This is a genomic window from Pseudonocardia sp. 2-7 (assembly GCF_056341085.1).
Map to the genome: position 1 here is coordinate 4,766,062 of NZ_CP094507.1, position 16,925 is coordinate 4,782,986.

The 16,925-nt window shown below is 72.0% G+C and carries 15 protein-coding genes and 2 pseudogenes; 2 read left to right on the plus strand and 15 right to left on the minus strand.

Going from position 1 to position 16,925, the window contains the following annotated elements; genetic code table 11:
* Positions 1–15: 15 nt before the first annotated feature.
* From rplL to MTO91_RS22940, 15 genes and pseudogenes are all read right to left on the minus strand, one after another.
* Complete coding sequence (rplL, locus tag MTO91_RS22870) at positions 16–405, minus strand: 50S ribosomal protein L7/L12 (RefSeq protein ID WP_062397856.1); 390 nt, start codon at positions 403–405, stop codon at positions 16–18.
* Between the two features lie 42 nt (positions 406–447).
* Complete coding sequence (gene rplJ, locus MTO91_RS22875) at positions 448–1,014, minus strand: 50S ribosomal protein L10 (RefSeq protein ID WP_020622230.1); 567 nt, start codon at positions 1,012–1,014, stop codon at positions 448–450.
* A gap of 309 nt (positions 1,015–1,323) precedes the next feature.
* Entirely contained in the window at positions 1,324–2,115 is a 792-nt protein-coding gene (locus MTO91_RS22880) for a nuclear transport factor 2 family protein (protein ID WP_179761809.1), read from the minus strand.
* An 80-nt stretch (positions 2,116–2,195) separates the two neighbouring features.
* On the minus strand, positions 2,196–2,819 hold the full coding sequence (locus MTO91_RS22885) for a hypothetical protein (RefSeq protein WP_476652680.1): 624 nt from the start codon (positions 2,817–2,819) through the stop codon (positions 2,196–2,198).
* Positions 2,820–3,009: 190 nt separating this feature from the next.
* Positions 3,010–4,302, minus strand: coding sequence for an MCE family protein (locus tag MTO91_RS22890; protein ID WP_253066725.1), 1,293 nt, complete (start codon positions 4,300–4,302; stop codon positions 3,010–3,012).
* Positions 4,299–5,612 (minus strand): MCE family protein, encoded by a 1,314-nt coding sequence (locus tag MTO91_RS22895; RefSeq protein WP_179761806.1) that lies wholly within the window; start codon positions 5,610–5,612, stop codon positions 4,299–4,301. The genes MTO91_RS22890 and MTO91_RS22895 overlap by 4 nt, the downstream gene beginning before the upstream one ends.
* Complete coding sequence (locus tag MTO91_RS22900) at positions 5,609–7,003, minus strand: MCE family protein (protein WP_476652681.1); 1,395 nt, start codon at positions 7,001–7,003, stop codon at positions 5,609–5,611. Before MTO91_RS22900 ends, MTO91_RS22895 begins: the two co-directional genes overlap by 4 nt.
* Positions 7,003–7,968: an MCE family protein gene (locus tag MTO91_RS22905; protein ID WP_465877598.1), complete on the minus strand. Its 966-nt coding sequence runs from the start codon at positions 7,966–7,968 to the stop codon at positions 7,003–7,005. Before MTO91_RS22905 ends, MTO91_RS22900 begins: the two co-directional genes overlap by 1 nt.
* Before the next feature lie 257 nt (positions 7,969–8,225).
* Positions 8,226–9,203 (minus strand): annotated as a pseudogene (locus tag MTO91_RS22910) (MCE family protein); the annotation flags it as partial.
* Between the two features lie 11 nt (positions 9,204–9,214).
* Positions 9,215–10,666 carry an MCE family protein gene (locus MTO91_RS22915; RefSeq protein ID WP_208826770.1) on the minus strand — a complete coding sequence of 484 codons (1,452 nt, stop codon included), beginning with the start codon at positions 10,664–10,666 and terminating at the stop codon, positions 9,215–9,217.
* Complete coding sequence (locus MTO91_RS22920) at positions 10,663–11,505, minus strand: MlaE family ABC transporter permease (RefSeq protein WP_208826768.1); 843 nt, start codon at positions 11,503–11,505, stop codon at positions 10,663–10,665. The genes MTO91_RS22915 and MTO91_RS22920 overlap by 4 nt, the downstream gene beginning before the upstream one ends.
* Before the next feature lie 3 nt (positions 11,506–11,508).
* Positions 11,509–12,288 carry an MlaE family ABC transporter permease gene (locus MTO91_RS22925; RefSeq protein ID WP_208826765.1) on the minus strand — a complete coding sequence of 260 codons (780 nt, stop codon included), beginning with the start codon at positions 12,286–12,288 and terminating at the stop codon, positions 11,509–11,511.
* Positions 12,285–13,409 (minus strand): ABC transporter ATP-binding protein, encoded by a 1,125-nt coding sequence (locus MTO91_RS22930; protein WP_476652683.1) that lies wholly within the window; start codon positions 13,407–13,409, stop codon positions 12,285–12,287. Before MTO91_RS22930 ends, MTO91_RS22925 begins: the two co-directional genes overlap by 4 nt.
* A 325-nt stretch (positions 13,410–13,734) precedes the next feature.
* Positions 13,735–14,295 carry a TetR/AcrR family transcriptional regulator gene (locus MTO91_RS22935; protein WP_476652684.1) on the minus strand — a complete coding sequence of 187 codons (561 nt, stop codon included), beginning with the start codon at positions 14,293–14,295 and terminating at the stop codon, positions 13,735–13,737.
* A 64-nt stretch (positions 14,296–14,359) separates the two neighbouring features.
* A complete protein-coding gene (locus MTO91_RS22940) occupies positions 14,360–15,781 on the minus strand; it encodes an aldehyde dehydrogenase family protein (RefSeq protein ID WP_476652686.1) in 1,422 nt (473 codons plus the stop codon).
* Positions 15,782–15,884: 103 nt separating this feature from the next.
* Between MTO91_RS22940 and MTO91_RS22945 the strand changes: the two genes are divergently transcribed.
* Positions 15,885–16,301: an SCP2 sterol-binding domain-containing protein gene (locus MTO91_RS22945; RefSeq protein ID WP_179761799.1), complete on the plus strand. Its 417-nt coding sequence runs from the start codon at positions 15,885–15,887 to the stop codon at positions 16,299–16,301.
* Positions 16,302–16,315: 14 nt separating this feature from the next.
* Positions 16,316–16,890: pseudogene (locus tag MTO91_RS22950) on the plus strand (SDR family oxidoreductase).
* Positions 16,891–16,925: the final 35 nt, after the last annotated feature.

Sequence of the window (16,925 nt, forward strand, 5' to 3'; positions counted from 1 at the left end):
CGAGCGGTGCTCAGGTCACTTGAGCGAGACCTTGGCGCCGGCCTCCTCGAGCTTCGTCTTGGCGGCCTCGGCGGCCTCCTTGGCGACACCCTCGAGCAGCGGCTTCGGCGCGGACTCGACGAGGTCCTTCGCCTCCTTCAGGCCCAGGCCCGAGACGACCTCACGGACGACCTTGATGACCTGGATCTTCTTGTCACCGGCGGCCTCGAGGACGACGTCGAACTCGTCCTTCTCCTCCTCGGCGGGGGCGGCACCGGCGGCGGGGGCACCCGCGGCGGCGACGGCGACCGGGGCGGCCGCGGTGACCTCGAAGGTCTCCTCGAACTTCTTCACGAAGTCCGAGAGCTCGAGCAGGGTGAGCTCCTTGAAGGCGTCGAGCAGCTCGTCGGTGGACAGCTTCGCCATGGTGGCGGTCCTTTCTCTACGAAAGACAGATGGGGGTGGTGGTCAGCTCTCGGCGGAGTCGCCGTCGGCCTCGGCCGGAGCGGCGGACTCGCCGGACTCGGCCTTCTTGTCGGCCAGCGCCTGCGCGAGGCGGGCGACCTGCGAGGCCGGGGCGTTGAACAGCCCGGCGGCCTTGGACAGGTTGGCCTTCATCGCGCCGGCCAGCTTGGCCAGCAGGACCTCGCGGGTCTCGAGGTCCGCCAGCTGCTCGACCTCGGCGGTGGACAGGGCGCGCCCGTCCATGTACCCGCCCTTGATCGTCAGACCGGGGTTGTCCTTCGCGAACTGCTTGATCGCCTTCGCGGCCTCGACGGGCTCACCCTTGATGAAGGTGATGGCCGTCGGGCCGGCGAGCAGGTCGTCCAGGCCCTGGACCCCGGCCTCCGCCGCCGCGCGCTTGACCAGGGTGTTCTTCGCGACGCGGAAGTTCGCGTCCGAACCCAGGTCCCGGCGCAGCTGGGTCAGCTTGGCGACGCTGAGCCCGCGGTACTCGGTCACGACCGAGGCGTCCGACTCGCGGAAGCGGTTGGTGATCTCCTCGACCGCTGCGACCTTCTCAGGTGCTGCCATCGCTGCCCTCCTCTCGGGGGTCGGTCTCGTGCACGTGGGACGTGCTTGGGGGTGCCACCGACGCAGTTCCCACTCCGACCCCGGAGACGACGAACGCCCCGTGCGCAGCAGCACGGGGCGTCGGAAGTTCGTGGGGCGCTCGCGCGCCCGGTGTCGCCTCGTCCTCCTGCGCGGGCCGTCCGGACGTTCCCGGAACCTTCGTACGCCCTTCGGGAAGGACGCGGACCTGCGGTCTTCGGTGGATCGGGAGTAACTGTAGCTCCTCGCCGTACCCCCGGTTCACCCGGGGGTACGGCGGGGTGGGCCTGCTCAGGCCGGCGTCATCGCGGAGATCTTCCAGCGGCCGTCGACGAACTGGGCGTCGACCCGCAGCCGGGCCGCCGCGGCACCCTCCTGCGGGGCGCCGCCGTCGGCCTGACGGCGGATGACCTGGTTGACGAAGGCGTAGACGGTCGCGCGGTCGCCGTCGATGCTCGCCACGGCGAGCTTCGGGATCGTCGCGGTGACCACGGCCTTCTGCTGCGGGGCGAGGTCCTTCACGCTGCCGAAGATCTTGTCGAACTCCGGCTGGAAGCCCGGGGTGATGACGCCGCGGGCGTCGTCCTCGGCCTGCTGGAGGCGGGCGTAGTCGAAGGAGTAGACCTTCGTGATCGCCTCACCGACCTGCTCGCTGACCTGCGCGGTGGTGCCGACGTCGGTGAGCGCGGTGTTGGACGCCGACCCGGTGAAGGTCGTGCGGTACCACTCGGCGCCGAAGAACGCGGCGGCCGCGACGAGCAGCACCGTGACGGCGAGCAGCAGGCCGGTCGCGCGCCGGGTCGTCGGGGCGGCCAGCAACGACCGACGCGGGGCGCCGTCGGCGTCGGCCGGGTCGGCGTCGGCGTCGGTGCCGGGGGCGTCGGTCCCGGGGGCGTCGGTGCGCCCGGCGTCGCCGGAGCGGACCGGTGCGGCGGACGGGACCGCGTCACCGGAGCGCTCGTCGAGGGCGACACCGCCGGTGCCGGTCTCCTCCTCGTCGGGCTCGTCGGCGCGGGTGCGCGGGCGGCCCGCGACCTGGGGCCTGCGGATGCCGCCCGCAGGGCGGCGGCGGGGGGTGGACATGCGGTGACCTCCTGGGGTGGTCGACCTGGGAGCGGGGCGGTGCGGGGCACCGCCGGGGGGCCGGGGGTCGGGCCGGAGGGTCAGCCCGTGCCCGGGGTGACCAGCGGCTCCAGTGCGTCGACCTTCCAGCCGTCGTCGGTGCGGACCATGCCGAGCTCGATGCGCTGGCGGGTCACGGCGGGCTGACCGCCCTCGGGCGTGACGGTCACGTCGACGCCGGCGAGCACCCGGGCGGTCCCGGCGCGCGGGTCGACCTCGGTCACCGCGGCGTCGGTGACGGTCGCGGCGGTGGTGCGCTTCTGGTCGGTGACCAGCTTGGCGTAGGCGTCGCGGTTGGACACGAACTCGTCGCGGACCGACCCGGCCGAGGACTGGATCCACAGGTCCAGGCCCTTCTGGGCGTCCTTGTGATCCAGGGTGTTCAGGTTGATCACGGCCTGGCGGGCGTCACGGAGCGCCTCGTCGCGGGCCTGGGCGACCTGGGTGGCGTCGCTGTTCAGCGCGAACAGCCACAGGCCGCCCAGCACGAGCGCGAGCACCGCCGCGACGACGGCGGCCACGGGCAGGGCCCTGGCGAGCGGTCCGGGCGGGGCCTGGCCGCCGTCCGGACCGGTGGCAGGCTCCACGGGCGCGGAACCGTCGGGGGTGTCGGCCGTCGGGTCGGCCTTCGTGTCGGCGTCGGAGCCGGCAACGTCGGTGTTCATCGGGGAGCGTTCCTCCTCCCGGCTGCGGGGGCACAGCCGCTCGGCGACCGCACCGGGCGGCCGTGGGCCGGCCGTGGGGGTCCGCGCCGTCCGGCGGACGGCGGTCCCCCGCGGTCGTCGTGCCGGCCGGGCCCGGGTGTGGCCCGGCCGTCGTGCCGGTCACGCCCCGGACGGGGCGCGACCGTCGTGCTCAACCGCCCAGGATCTGGGCGAAGCTCGTCACCAGGCCCGGCGTCGCGACCCGCTCGACACGGTCGTCGCCGAGCGACCCGGCGTTCGGCCGCGGGGCCGGTCCGTCGGCGGTGTCGCCGCCGTGGTGACCGTCACCGTGGCCGCCGAACCCCGAGTTGCCGGAGTAGTCCGGCACCTCGAGCGGCTGGGGCCTCGGCACATTCTGCATTCCGCGCACGTTGGTGGGGCTTCCGGGGGGCTCGGTGCAGCGGGCGTCCTCGTTCACCGGTCGCTCGGAGACGTCGAGGCCACCGCGGTTGGGCGTGCCCTCGTAGCCCCGGGTGCAGACCGGCGGGTCGGCGATGTTGACGACCAGGCCGAGGTGCGCGGTCCCGTCGCCGGGCACGACCTTCGGCGCGACGGCCACCAGGCCGGGGTAGGTCACGAGCAGCTGGCGCAGACCCGCCTGGCGCGGGGCCAGCAGCTCGGTCACCGTCCGCAGGTTCGCGATCGACTCGCCGAGCCCGGGGCCGCTCTCCCGCAGCAGGCCGCTGACCTGGTCGCCCAGGCGGGGGCCGTCGTCGATGATCCGGCGCAGGTCCGGGTCGGACTGCTTGAGCTGCTCGGTGACCTCGCGCAGGCCGCGGCTGAACTCCTGGAACTGCGGGGCCACCTCGTTCTGCGTGGTGAGCACCGGGCGGGCGTCGCGGATCAGCGCGGTCGTCTGCGGCAGCGCGTCGGTGGCGGCCCGGGTGAACTCCCCGGTGGTGTCGAGCAGCTGCTGCAGCGGCTGCGCGGTGCCCTCGAAGCCCTGGCCGAGCTCACGGACGACCGTCTGCAGCGAGTCCTTCGGCACCGTCGACACGAGCTGGTCCAGCTCGGTCAGGAAGGTGTTGATCTGGACCGGGGTCCGGGTGCGGTCCTGCGGGATGACCGAGCCGGAGGCGAGCGCCTCGCCGCCGTCGGCCACCGGCTGGAGGTCGACGTACTGCTCACCGATCGGCGAGAGGTTCCCGACGACGGCCCGGGCGTCGGCCGGGATGGCCGGCGCGGAGTTCTCGATGTCGAGCTGGACGTCGACGCCGCGGGCGGTCAGCGACAGCGGCCCGACCCGGCCGACACTCACGCCGCGGTAGGTGACGTCGGCGCCGCTGAAGATCCCGCCGGAGTCGGCGAGCTCCACCGTGACCGGGTACGTCGTCGCCCCGAAGACGCGGTCGAGACCGGCGTAGCGGAAGCCCGCGTAGCCGACCGCCACGATGGTGACGAGCACCAGCGCGGTCAGCTGCCAGCGGACGGTCTTGGTGATCACGATCCGCCTCCGAAGAGTCCGCCGAGCAGGCCGCCGCCACCGGAGCCCTGCTCCGGCGTCGGGCTCGGTGCCGGGGTCGCCGACGGTGCCGGGGTGGCCGGCGCGGTGCCCGAGGCGGGCGGCGCCGGCGCGGTGGTGGGCTGCTCGGTCCCGAGCAGCGGCAGCGCGGGCGCACCGGGGACCGCCGGGTCCGGCTGCCGCGGGGTGGCGCCGAGCAGCGGCGTCAGCAGCTGCGCGGTGGGCGGCAGCTGGGCCAGCTGCGTCGGGTCGAGCGGCAGCCCGAGCTGGTTGGAGTTCAGGATGTTGCGCAGGACCGAACCGAGGTCCAGGTCCAGGTCCACGTACAGGTTGGCGTAGTCACCGGCGACGGCGTCGGTGGCCGCATCGGTGAACGGGATCGACAGCAGCAGCTGCAGCGAGTCCGGCAGGTTCTGGCCGGAGTCGGCCAGGTTCCGCAGCACCGGGCGCAGCGCCTCCAGGTCGGCCAGCAGGTCGTCGCGGGACCGGTTGACCACGTTGGTGGCGACGCCGGACAGCCGGTCGAGGGCCTGCAGCATGCCGACGAGCTGGGTGCGCTGGGACTCGAGCTCACGCAGGCCGGGGCTGATGTTCTGCAGGGCGTTCTCGATCTGCGGGCGACGCTCGGCGAGGGTGGCCGAGAGCCGGTTGAGGCCGTCGAGGGCGCGGTTGATGTCGTCCTTGGAGCTGTCGAGCGAGCCGACGAGCCGGTCCAGGTTGTCCAGCAGACCGCGGATCTGCGGCTCGCGACCGGACAGTGCGTTGTTCAGCTCGGTGGAGATGGTCCGGATCTGGGCCACGCCGCCGCCGTTGAGCAGCAGCGACAGGGCCCCGAGGACCTCCTCGACCTCGGCCGCGCGCCCGCTGGCCTGCAGTCCGATCCTCCCGCTCCGGGCGAGGTCGCCCTCGGCGGGGACGGTCGGCTGGGACAGCTCGACGAACTTCTCACCGAGCAGCGAGGTCGTGCGGACCCGCGCGGTGGCGTTGGCCGGGAGCGTGACGTCGCGGTTCACCGCGACGGTGACCAGCGCGTTCCACGACCCCGGCTCGACGGCGACGGTCTCGACCGCGCCGACCGGCACGTCACCGACGCGCACGATCGACTGCGGGACGAGGTCGACGACGTCGGCGAACTCGATCTGCACCGAGTACGGGTCGTCGCCCAGGTTCGCGCCACCGGGCAGCGGGATGCCCCGGAGGCCGCCGTCCACCGCGCCGCAGCCGCCCGCGAACAGGGCCACGGCGGTCAGCAGCGCCGACACCCGGCCGACACGGCCGCTGGAGCCGATCACGATCCACCTCCGAACAGGCCGAACAGTCCGCCGCCCCCGCGCTCCTCGGTCTCGGGGACCGGGGTGGGAGTGGCCTGCGGGGCCGTCGTCGTCGACGGCGCCGGGGTGGCCGGGGCGCCGGTGGCACCCGGTGCGGGCTGCCCACCGGGGGCGGGAGCCTGCGGGTCGGCCGGGGCGCGCAGCTGCGAGCCCGGGTCGGTCAGCGACAGCGGCGAGCCCGGCATCAGCTGGGGCACCGCCGGGTTGACCCCGGAGCCGCCGGCCTGGAGCTGCTCGAGCACCTGCTGCGGGGTCGGTAGCGGCACAGCGCCGTCGAGGATCGGGGCCAGGCCGTCGCAGAGCGCGGCGGTGGGCTGGTCCAGGCCACCCGGGATCGCACCCGCGCCGCGGCGGAGGATCTCGCAGATCGCGACCGGCAGCGGGTAGGCCAGCTCGTTGATGTTGGCCCGGGTGTCGAGGGTCTCCGACGAGCCGTTGTAGCTGTTGGTGAGGTTGTTCAGTGCCGCCGGGGCGAGGTCGGCGATCTCGGACAGCGCCCGCTGGTGGTCGACGACCTCCTGCGAGACGCTCGCGAGCTTGTCCACGTTCGAGCGCAGGGTGGCCCGGTTGTCCTGCACGAAGTCGGCGACCTCGCCGAGGGCGTAGGACAGCTGGTTCAGCGCGCCACCGAGCTCGCCACGCTGGCTCGCGAGGAAGCCGGTCACGTCGGCCAGCTTCCCGTTGAGCTCGCGGATGCCGGGGTCGTTCTCGCGCAGCGTCCCGACGAACTTCTGCAGCTCGGTGATGGTGCCGAACAGGTCGCCGCTGGACCCGTTCAGCGTCGCCGAGAGCCCACCGAGGTTGCGGATGGTGTCGTTGAGTGCGCGCCCGTTGCCGTCGAGGTTCTGTGCGGTGACGTCCAGGACGTCGTTGAGCGCGCCGTCCTTGTTGGCTCCCTGCGGGCCCAGCGCCCGGGAGAGCTCGGTCGCGGTCCGGGTGAGGTCGTCGACACCGAGCGGGAACGCGGTGCGCTCCAGCGGGATGGGCTCGCCGTTCCACTCCGGGCCGCCGGTCCACACCGGGGTCAGCTGCACGTAGCGGCCGGTGACCAGGCTCGGCGAGACGACGGCGGCCTTGACGTCGGCGGGCAGGCGCACCTCGTCGTCGGTGATGGTCATGTCGACCCGCACCCGGTCGCCCTCCGGCGTGATCCGGTCGATCTTGCCCACCGGGACGCCGAGCACCCGCACGTCGTTGTCCTGGAACAGAGCGGCGGAGCTGGTGAAGTAGGCGGTGACCGGACGGCCGCCGCCGGAGGTGATCAGCCAGATCGCGCTCGCCACCAGGACGGCGACGACGGCGATCAGGGCACCGAACTGGATCTGGCGCCGGTCGTTGGCCCAGGAACCCATCAGCAGTCACCCCCGAGCGGCACGACCGGCGGCAGCAGGCCGCACAGGTAGTTGTCGAGCCAACGGCCGTTGCCGAGGGCGTTGCCGAACACGCGGATGAACACCGCTTCCTTGTCGAGGATCTCGCCGAGGTTGTCGCGGTTCTCCTCGAGTACCGCCAGCACGCGGTCGAGGGTCTCCAGGGCCGGGCGCAGCTGCGCCTGGTTGTCGGCGACGAGTCCGCGCAGCTGGATCGACAGGCGCTGCACGCCGTCGAGCAGGTTCGCGATCGCGTCCTTGCGCCGCTGCAGCTCACCGAGCAGCAGGTTGCCGTCGTTCACCAGCTTCACGACGTCGCCGCGGCGGTCGGCCAGCGTGGTCGACAGCTGCCGGGTGTTGGCGAGCAGCTTCTTCAGCTCGGCGTCCCGGCTGGAGATCGTGTTCGACAGGCGGGACAGCCCATCGAGGGCCCCGCGGATCTCCGGCGGGGTGTCGCGGAAGGTGTCCGAGAGCGTGGTCAGGCTCGACGCGAGCTGCGTGGTGTCGAGCTGGTCGATCGTGCCGGAGAGGCCGTTGAAGGCGTCGACGACGTCGAACGGGGACTTGGTCCGGTCCCGGCCGATCGGCTGGTCGGGGTCCTGCTCGGCGTCGCCGCGCGGGTCGAGGGCGAGGAACTTGGAGCCGAGCAGCGTGGCGATCTCGATCGAGGCCGTGGTCCGGTTGCCGACCCAGGCGTCCTCGACGGTGAACTCGACCTTCACGTGGTCGCCGTCGAGGGAGACGTCCTGCACCCGGCCCGCCTCGACCCCGGCCACGGTGACGCGGTCGTTGGCCTGCAGGCCCGCCGCCTCGGGGAACTCCGCGGTGTAGCGGGTGGCCCCGGAGAAGATCGCCTCGTAGTTGAACGCGGCCAGTGTCAGCGCCGCGATCAGCACGAGTCCGATCACCGCCGTCAGGACGGGGCGCTTCTGCCCTGCCTGTGCCATCAGTTGCCTCCCGGCTGCAGCGCTGCGGTCGGGTCGCTGCTGGAGTCGACCGGGCCACGGCCGGCCGCCTGGTCCAGCAGGCCGCCGACCGACTCGGTGGTCGGCTCACGCATCAACGGGTTGTCCTCGGCGCGGTTGTCCGCGGGGTCGCCGGGCTGCGAGCCGTCGGTCGGGACGGTGTTGCCGGCCCCGATCCCGGACGGGTCCGGGCCGCAGCGCCGCTCGGGGTTGCGGATCGGGCCGATGCCCAGGTCCTCCAGCGAGGTCGGCTGCAGGATCGGCGAGATGCCGATCTGGCCGTCGAGGCCGCAGACGTAGAAGTTGAACCAGCTGCCGTACGAGCCGACGCGGGCGATCCGGTTCAGCTTGAACGGCGTGTACTGCAGGAACCGCTCGATCGCGGGGCGGCCCTGGTCGAGCTGGGTCGCGAGGTCGCCGAGGTTGCGGATGTCGTCGCGCAGCGGCGGTCGGGCGTCCTCCAGGAACGACCCCGTGACCTGGGTCAGCTCGCCGATGGACTGGATCGCGTTGCCGATGGGCTCGCGGTCCTGGGCCAGCCCGGACACCAGCGCCTGCAGCGAGCTGATCAGCTCGTTGAGGCCCTCGTCGTTGCGGTTGACGGTGTCGAGGGTCAGGTTCAGGTTGTCGATGACCTGGCCGATGACCTGGTCGCGGTCGGCGATCGAGTTGGTCAGCGACGACGTCGAGGCCAGCAGGCTCTGCACCGTGCCGCCCTCGCCCTGCAGGACCTGGACGATCTCCATCGACAGCTTGTTGATCTGGTCCGGGTCCAGGCCCTGGAACAGCGGCTGGAAGCCGTTGAACAGCACGGTCAGGTTGACCGCGGGGCGGGTCCGGTCGATCGGGATCTGGCCGCCGGCGGGGAGGTCCTCCCCGGTCGGGCCCGCGCCCTGGTCCAGCGCCATGTACCGCTGGCCGATGAGGTTCTTGTACTTCAGGGTCGCGCCGACCGTCGACGGCAGCGGGGTGGACGAGTCGACGTCGAACGCCACCTCGGCGACCCGCTGGTCGACGATGCGGACGTCCTTGATCGATCCGACGACGACGCCGGCGATGCGGACGTCGTCGCCGGCCAGCAGGCCGGTCGCGTCGCTGAACCGGGCGGTGTACTCGGTGACCTGGCCGCCCCGGGCGTTCGCGATGGTCAGGCCGAGCAGCGTGGTGCCCAGCGCTGTGACCAGCGCGAAGACCAGGAACTTGACCAGCGCCGAGATCGGGAGCCTGCTCACGTCAGCGTCACCTCCGTGCCGCGCAGGAGCGGGCCGACCATCGTGCTGCTCCAGGCCGGAACGGCCTGCGGGGAGCCGCCCTGGTGGGCGGCCAGCAGCTGCGCGACGACCTCCTGCTCACCGGCGGAGTTCGCGACTCCCATGTCGACCGAGCCGCTCTGGTGCGCCCCGTCGTAGGACGACGGCTGGATGCCCGCCTGACCGAGCGCGGTGGTCAGCGGGGGCAGCACGCCCGCACCGTTCTGCGCGCTCTGGTCCTGGATCAGACCGAAGCTGTTCGTGCCGTCGTAGGTGCCGAAGGTGTCGACCCCGAAGTCCTCGGGGTTGCCCATCGGCTGCCCGGCCGGGGCCGGGCCGGGGACGGAACCGTCCCGGAACGGGCCGTCCGGCGGGTACTGGGTGCCGGTCGGCACCGGGATCGGGTAGCAGCGCGGACCGCGGTCGTCGCCGTACTCGGGCTCGTCCTGGTTGGGCAGGTACTTGCCCTTGCTCGCCACGATCTCGAGGGTGATGTTGACGCCCACCCGGTCGGTGCCCGGCCGGATCGCGTCGTTGATCTTCGGGATCAGCTCGACGAGCTGGCGGGTCAGGCAGGGGAACTCGGGCGAGTAGCGCGCGAGCGTCTCCAGCGTCGGCCGGCTGGCCGCCGACAGCCCGATGATGTTCTCGCCGTTCGCGTCGAGGAAGGCCCGCAGGTCGTCCGACGCGCCGGTGATGGAGCGGTAGAGGTTCCGCAGCCCCTCGCGCTTCTCGACGATCGTGCGGCTGGTGACCGTCAGGTTGTCGAGCGCGTCGAGCAGGTCCGGCGCCGCCTGGTTCAGGTTGTCGGAGAACGTCGCCAGCTGGCGGATGTCCTCCTGCAGGTCGGGCACGGCCGGGTTGAGGCCCTCGACCAGCGTGTTGAGCTGGGTGAGGGTCTCGCCGAGCTGGTTGCCGCGGCCCTGCAGGGCCTGGGAGAGCGAGCCGAGGGTGGTCGCGAGGTCCTGCGGGCGGACGGTCTGCAGCAGCGGCAGGAGCTCGTCGAGCACCCGCTCGACCTCCAGCGCGGCCTGGCTGCGGTCCTCGGGGATGACGTCGCCCGCGGCGAGCCGGGCCGTCGACGGCGCGGCCGGCGGGACCAGCGACACGAACTTCTCGCCGAACAGCGTCTTGGGCAGCAGCTGGGCGGTGACGTTCTCCGGGATCTGGTCGAGGAACTGCGGGTCCATCGACATCTCGATGCTGGTGTTCGTGCCGTTCGAGACGACCTGGTCGACCTGCCCGACGATCAGGCCGTTGACCTTGACGTCGGAGCGCTCCTGCATCTGGGTGCCGACCCGGGCGACGTTCAGGGTCACCGGGACACCGGAGGAGAACACGCCCGAGTACTGGGCGACGGCCAGGCCGAGCAGGACGACGATCACCGTGACGAAGGCCAGGCCCTGCAGCACACGCTTGGTGGACCTCATCCGGCCACCCGCACCGAGGTCGAGGTGCCGAACATGACGAGGGTGAGGAAGAAGTCGAGGACCGCGGTGCTGACGATCGACAGCCGCACCGCCCGCCCGACCGCGACGCCGACGCCGGCCGGTCCGCCCTTGGCGGAGTAGCCGTAGTGGCAGTGGATCAGGATGATCACCGTCGCGAACACGATCACTTTGAGATAGGACAGCAGTACGTCACTGACCGGCAGGAACAGGTCGAAGTAGTGGTCGTAGGTGCCGCCCGGCAGGCCGTTGATCAGCGTGACGTTGATCCGCGAGGCGGCGTAGCTGGCGAGCAGGCCGAGTGTGTAGATCGGGATGATCGCGACGATGCCGGCGACCACCCGGGTGGTGACCAGGTAGGGCACCGACGGCACCGCCATGACCTCGAGGGCGTCGATCTCCTCGGAGATCCGCATCGCGCCGAGCTGGGCGGTGAACCCCGCGCCGAGGGTCGCGGTCAGCGCCGAGGCGGCGACCAGGGGGGCGATCGAGCGGGTGTTGAAGTAGGCGGTGATGAAGCCGGTCAGCGCCTCGACGCCCAGGGCGTCCAGGGCCCGGAAGCCCTGCAGGCCGACCAGCGAGCCGACGAACAGCGACAGCGACGCCATCACGCCGACGGTGCCGAGGATGACGATCAGCGCGCCGGAGCCGAAGGAGACCTCGGCGAGCAGCCGGGCGACCTCCTTCTTGTACCGGGTCAGCGTCTTCGGGATCCAGAGGATCGACCGGACGTAGAGCGACAGCTGGTCGCCGAGCTCCTCGAGCTGGTTCAGCGGCGCCTGGGCGGCCCGTCGGGCCCGCGTTCCGAGTGGGGTGGCCATGGATCAGAAGCCCTTCGGCGGGACGAGCTCGAGGTACAGGGCGGTGAGCACGAGGTTGATCAGGAAGACGAGCACGAAGGAGATGACGACGGCCTGGTTCACCGCGTCACCGACGCCCTTCGCGCCGGGCGGCGGGTTGAGGCCGCGGAAGGCGGCGACGACACCGGCGACGATGCCGAACAGGAACGCCTTCAGCTCCGACACGACGATGTCGCTGACCTGCGCGATCGCCGAGAAGCTGTTGATGTACGCACCGGGCGACCCGCCCTGGATGATCACGTTGAAGAAGTAGCCGCCCGCGACGCCGACGCAGGTCGCGAGCCCGTTCAGGACCAGCGCGGTGATGCCCATGGCGAGCACCCGCGGCACGACCAGGCGCTGGATCGGCGAGATGCCGAGCACCTCCATCGCCGCGATCTCCTCGCGGATGGTCCGGGCTCCGAGGTCCGCGCAGACCGCGGAGCCACCGGCGCCGGAGATCAGCAGCGCGGTGACGATGGGGGCGGCCTGCTGCACGATCGCGAGGACCGCGCCGGCGCCGGTCTGGGACTGGGCGCCGAACTGGCGGGTCAGCTCACCGAGCAGCAGCGCGATCGTCGCGCCGAAGGGGATGGTGAACAGGGCGGTCGGCAGCGCCGAGACCTTGGTGACGAACCAGGTCTGCTCGACGAGCTCGCGCCACTGGAACGGCCGGCGCAGTCCCTGGCGGCCGATCTCGGCGAACAGGCCGAAGAACCTGCCGACCGGGGTGAGTGCCCGCGTGACGGGGCTGGGGGTGCTCACCGCTCACCGCCGGAGAGCTGGTGACGACCGCCCGGGTCCGGGGTGTCGTCGGTGATGCGCGGGTGGATGTCGGTGGGACGGTCGTCGCTCACCGTCGCGCCGCTACGGGCCATCTGACGGGTGGTGCCGTCCTGCGACGGGCCGTCCGCCTGCGCGTCGCTGTCGGCGTACTGCTCCCGGATCGCCTCCTGGGCGGACTCCGGCAGCTCGTGCAGCATGGCCTGGACCCGCTCGCGGCGGCGGTGCACGGCCTGCCGGTCGGGCATCCCGGTCGAGGCGACGAGCTGGGGCTTCATCGGCGGGCGGCCCTCGAGCTCGCCGGCCTCCTCCATCTCGCGTGCGGCCTGGGCGGCGTCCTTCTCCTCGGACATGCCGATCGGCCCCTCGCGACGCCCGTTGAGGAACTGGGCGACGACGGGCTCGTCGGAGGTCAGCAGGACCTCGCGGGGGCCGAACATGGCCAGGTGCTTGCGGTAGAGCAGGCCGATGTTGTCCGGCACCGTCTGCGCCGAGTTGATGTCATGGGTGACGATCAGGAACGTCGAGTCCGTCATCGCGTTCAGATCGATGATCAGCTGGTTCAGATACGCCGTACGCACCGGGTCCAGACCCGAGTCCGGCTCGTCGAACAGAATGATCTTCGGATCCAGCACCAACGCCCGCGCCAGCCCCGCCCGCTTACGCATACCACCCGAGATCTCACCCGGCAGCTTGCCCTCGGCACCGACCAGACCGACCATGTCGATCTTCTCCATGACGATGTCACGGATCGCCGACTCCGACTTGCGCGTGTGCTCCCGCAACGGGAACGCGATGTTGTCGAACAGGTTCATCGACCCGAACAACGCACCGTCCTGGAACAACACCCCGAACAGCTTCCGGATCTCGTACAGCTCCGACTCCGAGCACTTGCACAGGTCGACGCCCTCGATCACGATCGACCCCCGCTCCGGCTTGAGCAGCCCGATCAGGGACTTCAGGAACACCGACTTACCGGTACCCGACGGTCCGAGCAGCACCGACACCTCGCCCGCGGGCAGCGTCAGGGTCACGTCCGACCAGATGTTGGCCCGACCGAAGGACTTCGTCAGTCCCTCGACCTTCACCTCGACACCGGTCACGTGTCGCCTCCTCGCGCAATAGACCGACGAACCGCACCGGGGCCCGGGAACGCTGGGGAGCGGGGGCCAGTCGTCGGTGCTGAACGGCACAACGAGTCTGCGCGTCGGGGGTTACTGGCGGGTCGGCGGGGTCGCCGATCGGTGACCATGCCGTAATCTACGTTATGGTTACCGTGGGTTACAGATTACCGTGCAATGTTGCGGACCGTGGGTAACAGTGCTCCCGGCCGGGTAGCAGGGCTGGTCCGAACGGCCCGATTGCCGCGGTACGACCGAGTCGGCGACCACGCCCCCACCCGCACGGAGGATCACCCGATCGGCGGCGTCACGTGCGGGCGTGCGACAGGATGAGGCGCTGGTAGTCGTCGAACAGGGCACGCAGGAGATCCCGGTCTCGGGGGTCGCAGGTCTGCTGGTAGCCGGCCATCAGCGAGATGCCGAAGACGGCGAGCCTGCGGGCGTCGTCCGGGTCGGGCACGACGTCGGCCACCACCTGCTCCAGCGCGATCCGGCGCTGCACGTCCACCCGCGCCTGGGCGCGGCCGACCTCGGGGTCGATCTGTGCCCACGCCCGGATCGCGGCCTCGGCGTCGTGCCGCAGGGCCACCGTGAGCTGCTTGACCACGTCGATCCGCTCGACCGGGTCCGCGGTCGCCCGGGCCAGCTCGACGATCCGGTCGGTCTGCTCGGCCTCCCAGTAGCGCAGCAGGCCACGGACGAAGCCCGCCCAGCCGCCGAAGTGGTGGTAGAACGACCCGCTGGTCACGCCGAGCGACCGGCACAACGGACCGATCTTGAGCCCGGCCGCGCCCTCGCGCGCGAGGATCGACATCGCGGCGTCGTAGTACTGCTCGGCAGCGATCTGCCGACCCGCTCTCCTGGCCACCCGCCCGCCCCCTCTCCACGACCCGTGCCGACCCACCAGGGTGCCACGCCGGACGCGTGTCCGATCAGAAGATCCTGCGCAGCAGGCGTTCGGTCCGCCCGTCGTAGGGCGGGTAGACGATGCCGGGATCGGGCCGGGCCGGCTTGCGCAGCACCGCCCGCCGGTGCGAGAAGGTCTCGAACCCGAACCGCCCGTGGTAGGCGCCGGAGCCGCTGCGCCCCACTCCCCCGAAGGGCAGCCGGGGCACCAGCACGTGGAACATCAGGTGGTTGACGACGGTCGCCCCGGCGGGGACCTCGCGGGTGATCCGCTCCGCGGTGCGCGACGAGCCGGTGAACACGTAGGCGGCCAGGGGCTTCGGGCCGGCGTTGACGTGCGCGATCGCGGCGTCGACACCGTCGACGGTCAGCACCGGCAGGATCGGGCCGAAGATCTCCTCGGTCAGCAGCCGGGACCCCGGCCGCGGGTCGAGCACGACCGTCGGCTCCCCGGTGCGGGCCTCCGGGTCGATCGTGCCGCCGGCCACCACGGTGCCCCCGTGGTCGTCGGCGAGCAGGCCCGCGAGCCGCGCCGCCTGCCGGGCGTCGACGATCCGCACGCCCCCGCCCGCGCCGCCGCGCATCCGCGCGGTCTCGGCGACGAGCCGCTCGACCAGCTCGTCGCGGACGGCGGAGTCGACGAGCAGGTAGTCCGGGGCGACGCAGGTCTGGCCGGAGTTCATGAGCTTGGTCCAGGCGATCCGGCGCGCGGCGACCTCGACGTCGGCGTCCGCGGCGACGATCACCGGGCTCTTCCCGCCCAGCTCGAGCGTGACCGGGGTCAGGTGCGGCGCCGCGGCGGCCATCACCTTCGCCCCGACCTCCGGGCTACCGGTGAAGAACGCGTGGTCCAGGCCCTGCGCGAGCAGCTCCTGGGTCTCCCCCGACCCCCCGGTGACGACGGCGACGGCGTCCGGATCGGTGTAGCGCGGCAGCAGCCGGGCGAGCACCTCGGCGGTCGCGGGCGCGTACTCCGACGGCTTCACCACGGCGCAGTTCCCGGCCGCGAACGCGGCGACCAGCGGCGCGAGCGTGAGGTATGCCGGGTAGTTCCACGGCCCGATGACCAGCACGACCCCGAGCGGCTCGTGCACCCAGCGCGCCGACCCCGGTTGCACCGACAGCGGCAGACCGACCCGGTGCGGGCGCATCCAGCGGCGCAGGTGCCTCCGGGCGTGGCGGGACTCCGCGACGGTCGGGGCCAGGTCGGCCATCCATGCCTCGACGCGGGGACGGCCGAGGTCCGCGGCCAGGGCCGCGACGAACTCGTCCTCGGCCTCGGTGAGCATCCGCTCCAGACCGCCCAGCTGGCGCAGCCGCCAGCTCCGGTCACGGGTCCGGCCACCACGGAACGTGGCGCGCAGCCGGGCCACCTGCTCGGCGACGGACGGCCCGCCGGCGTCCGCTCCCACGGCACCGGTGGGCCCACCGGTCTCGGTCACGCTCATCGGCGGCTCTCCCACGTCGTCGGGGTCGGGTACTTCCCCAGTAACATAATCTACGTTACGTTCCGAGTACAAGGTCACACACTCACGACGACGTGGAGGAACCGTGCCCGGATTCGCCGACGAGGACGAGCTGTACCGCTACATCGGTGGCATCTTCGAGGCCGCACTGGCCGACCCCGAACTGGAGCCCAAGCTCCGCGGCACCGGACTGGTCCTGCGCCAGCAGTGCACCGACCCCGACTCCGCGCTGATCATCGACCTGCCCGGTGCGAAGGTCTGGAAGGGCTCCGACGCCGGCGCCCCCGAGCCGCAGGCCACGATGACCATGTCCACCGAGACCGCGAACGCCTACTGGCAGGGCACCGTCAACCTGACCTTCGCCATGGCCAAGGGCAAGGTGAAGGTCGACGGCACCGTCACCAAGCTCCTGCAGCTCGCGCCGCTGTCCAAGCGCCTGTTCCCGACCTACGTCGAGCGCCTCGAGGCCGACGGCCGCGAGGACCTCCTGATCACCACGTGAGCCGCCGGGTACTGGTGACCGGTGCCGCGTCCGGGATCGGCGCCGAGGTCGCACGCCGGTTCGTCGACGCCGGCGACGAGGTCGTCTCGCTGGACCTGAAGGACACCTCCGTCGGCGTCGCCCGGCACGTGCACTGCGACCTGTCCGACGTCGCGTCGATCGACGCCGCCGTCGCCGCCCTGGACGGGGAGTTCGACGCCCTCTGCAACGTGGCCGGGGTCCCCGGCACCGCGCCCGCGGAGCTCGTGCTGCGGGTGAACCTGCTCGGGCTCCGTCATCTCACCGAGTCGGTCGTCGAACGGATCCGCCCCGGTGGCGCGATCGTGAACGTCGGGTGCGGATGAACGCCGTCTGCCCCGGACCGGTCGAGACACCCGTCCTCGGCGACTTCGAGGAGTCCATGGGCAAGGAGAACCTCGACGCGCTCGCCGCGTTCCTCGGCAGGCACGCGGCCCCCGCCGACATCGCCGGACCGGTGCTGTTCCTGGCCGGCCCGGAGTCCGCCTGGATCAACGGGCACGCGCTCGTCGCCGACGGCGGCATCAGCGGTGCCGTGCTGACGGGCATGATCCCCCCACCCGAGATCTGATCCGGTTCCGACGACGCAACCGCGAGGAGGCAACC

Coding starts and splice junctions, on each gene's coding strand:
- MTO91_RS22915 (WP_208826770.1), bottom strand. CDS start 10,666: ATGAGGTCCACCAAGCGTGTGCTGCAGGGCCTGGCCTTCGTCACGGTG.
- MTO91_RS22905 (WP_465877598.1), bottom strand. CDS start 7,968: ATGGCACAGGCAGGGCAGAAGCGCCCCGTCCTGACGGCGGTGATCGGA.
- rplL (WP_062397856.1), bottom strand. CDS start 405: ATGGCGAAGCTGTCCACCGACGAGCTGCTCGACGCCTTCAAGGAGCTC.
- MTO91_RS22880 (WP_179761809.1), bottom strand. CDS start 2,115: ATGTCCACCCCCCGCCGCCGCCCTGCGGGCGGCATCCGCAGGCCCCAG.
- MTO91_RS22900 (WP_476652681.1), bottom strand. CDS start 7,003: ATGGGTTCCTGGGCCAACGACCGGCGCCAGATCCAGTTCGGTGCCCTG.
- MTO91_RS22940 (WP_476652686.1), bottom strand. CDS start 15,781: ATGAGCGTGACCGAGACCGGTGGGCCCACCGGTGCCGTGGGAGCGGAC.
- MTO91_RS22885 (WP_476652680.1), bottom strand. CDS start 2,819: ATGAACACCGACGTTGCCGGCTCCGACGCCGACACGAAGGCCGACCCG.
- MTO91_RS22920 (WP_208826768.1), bottom strand. CDS start 11,505: ATGGCCACCCCACTCGGAACGCGGGCCCGACGGGCCGCCCAGGCGCCG.
- rplJ (WP_020622230.1), bottom strand. CDS start 1,014: ATGGCAGCACCTGAGAAGGTCGCAGCGGTCGAGGAGATCACCAACCGC.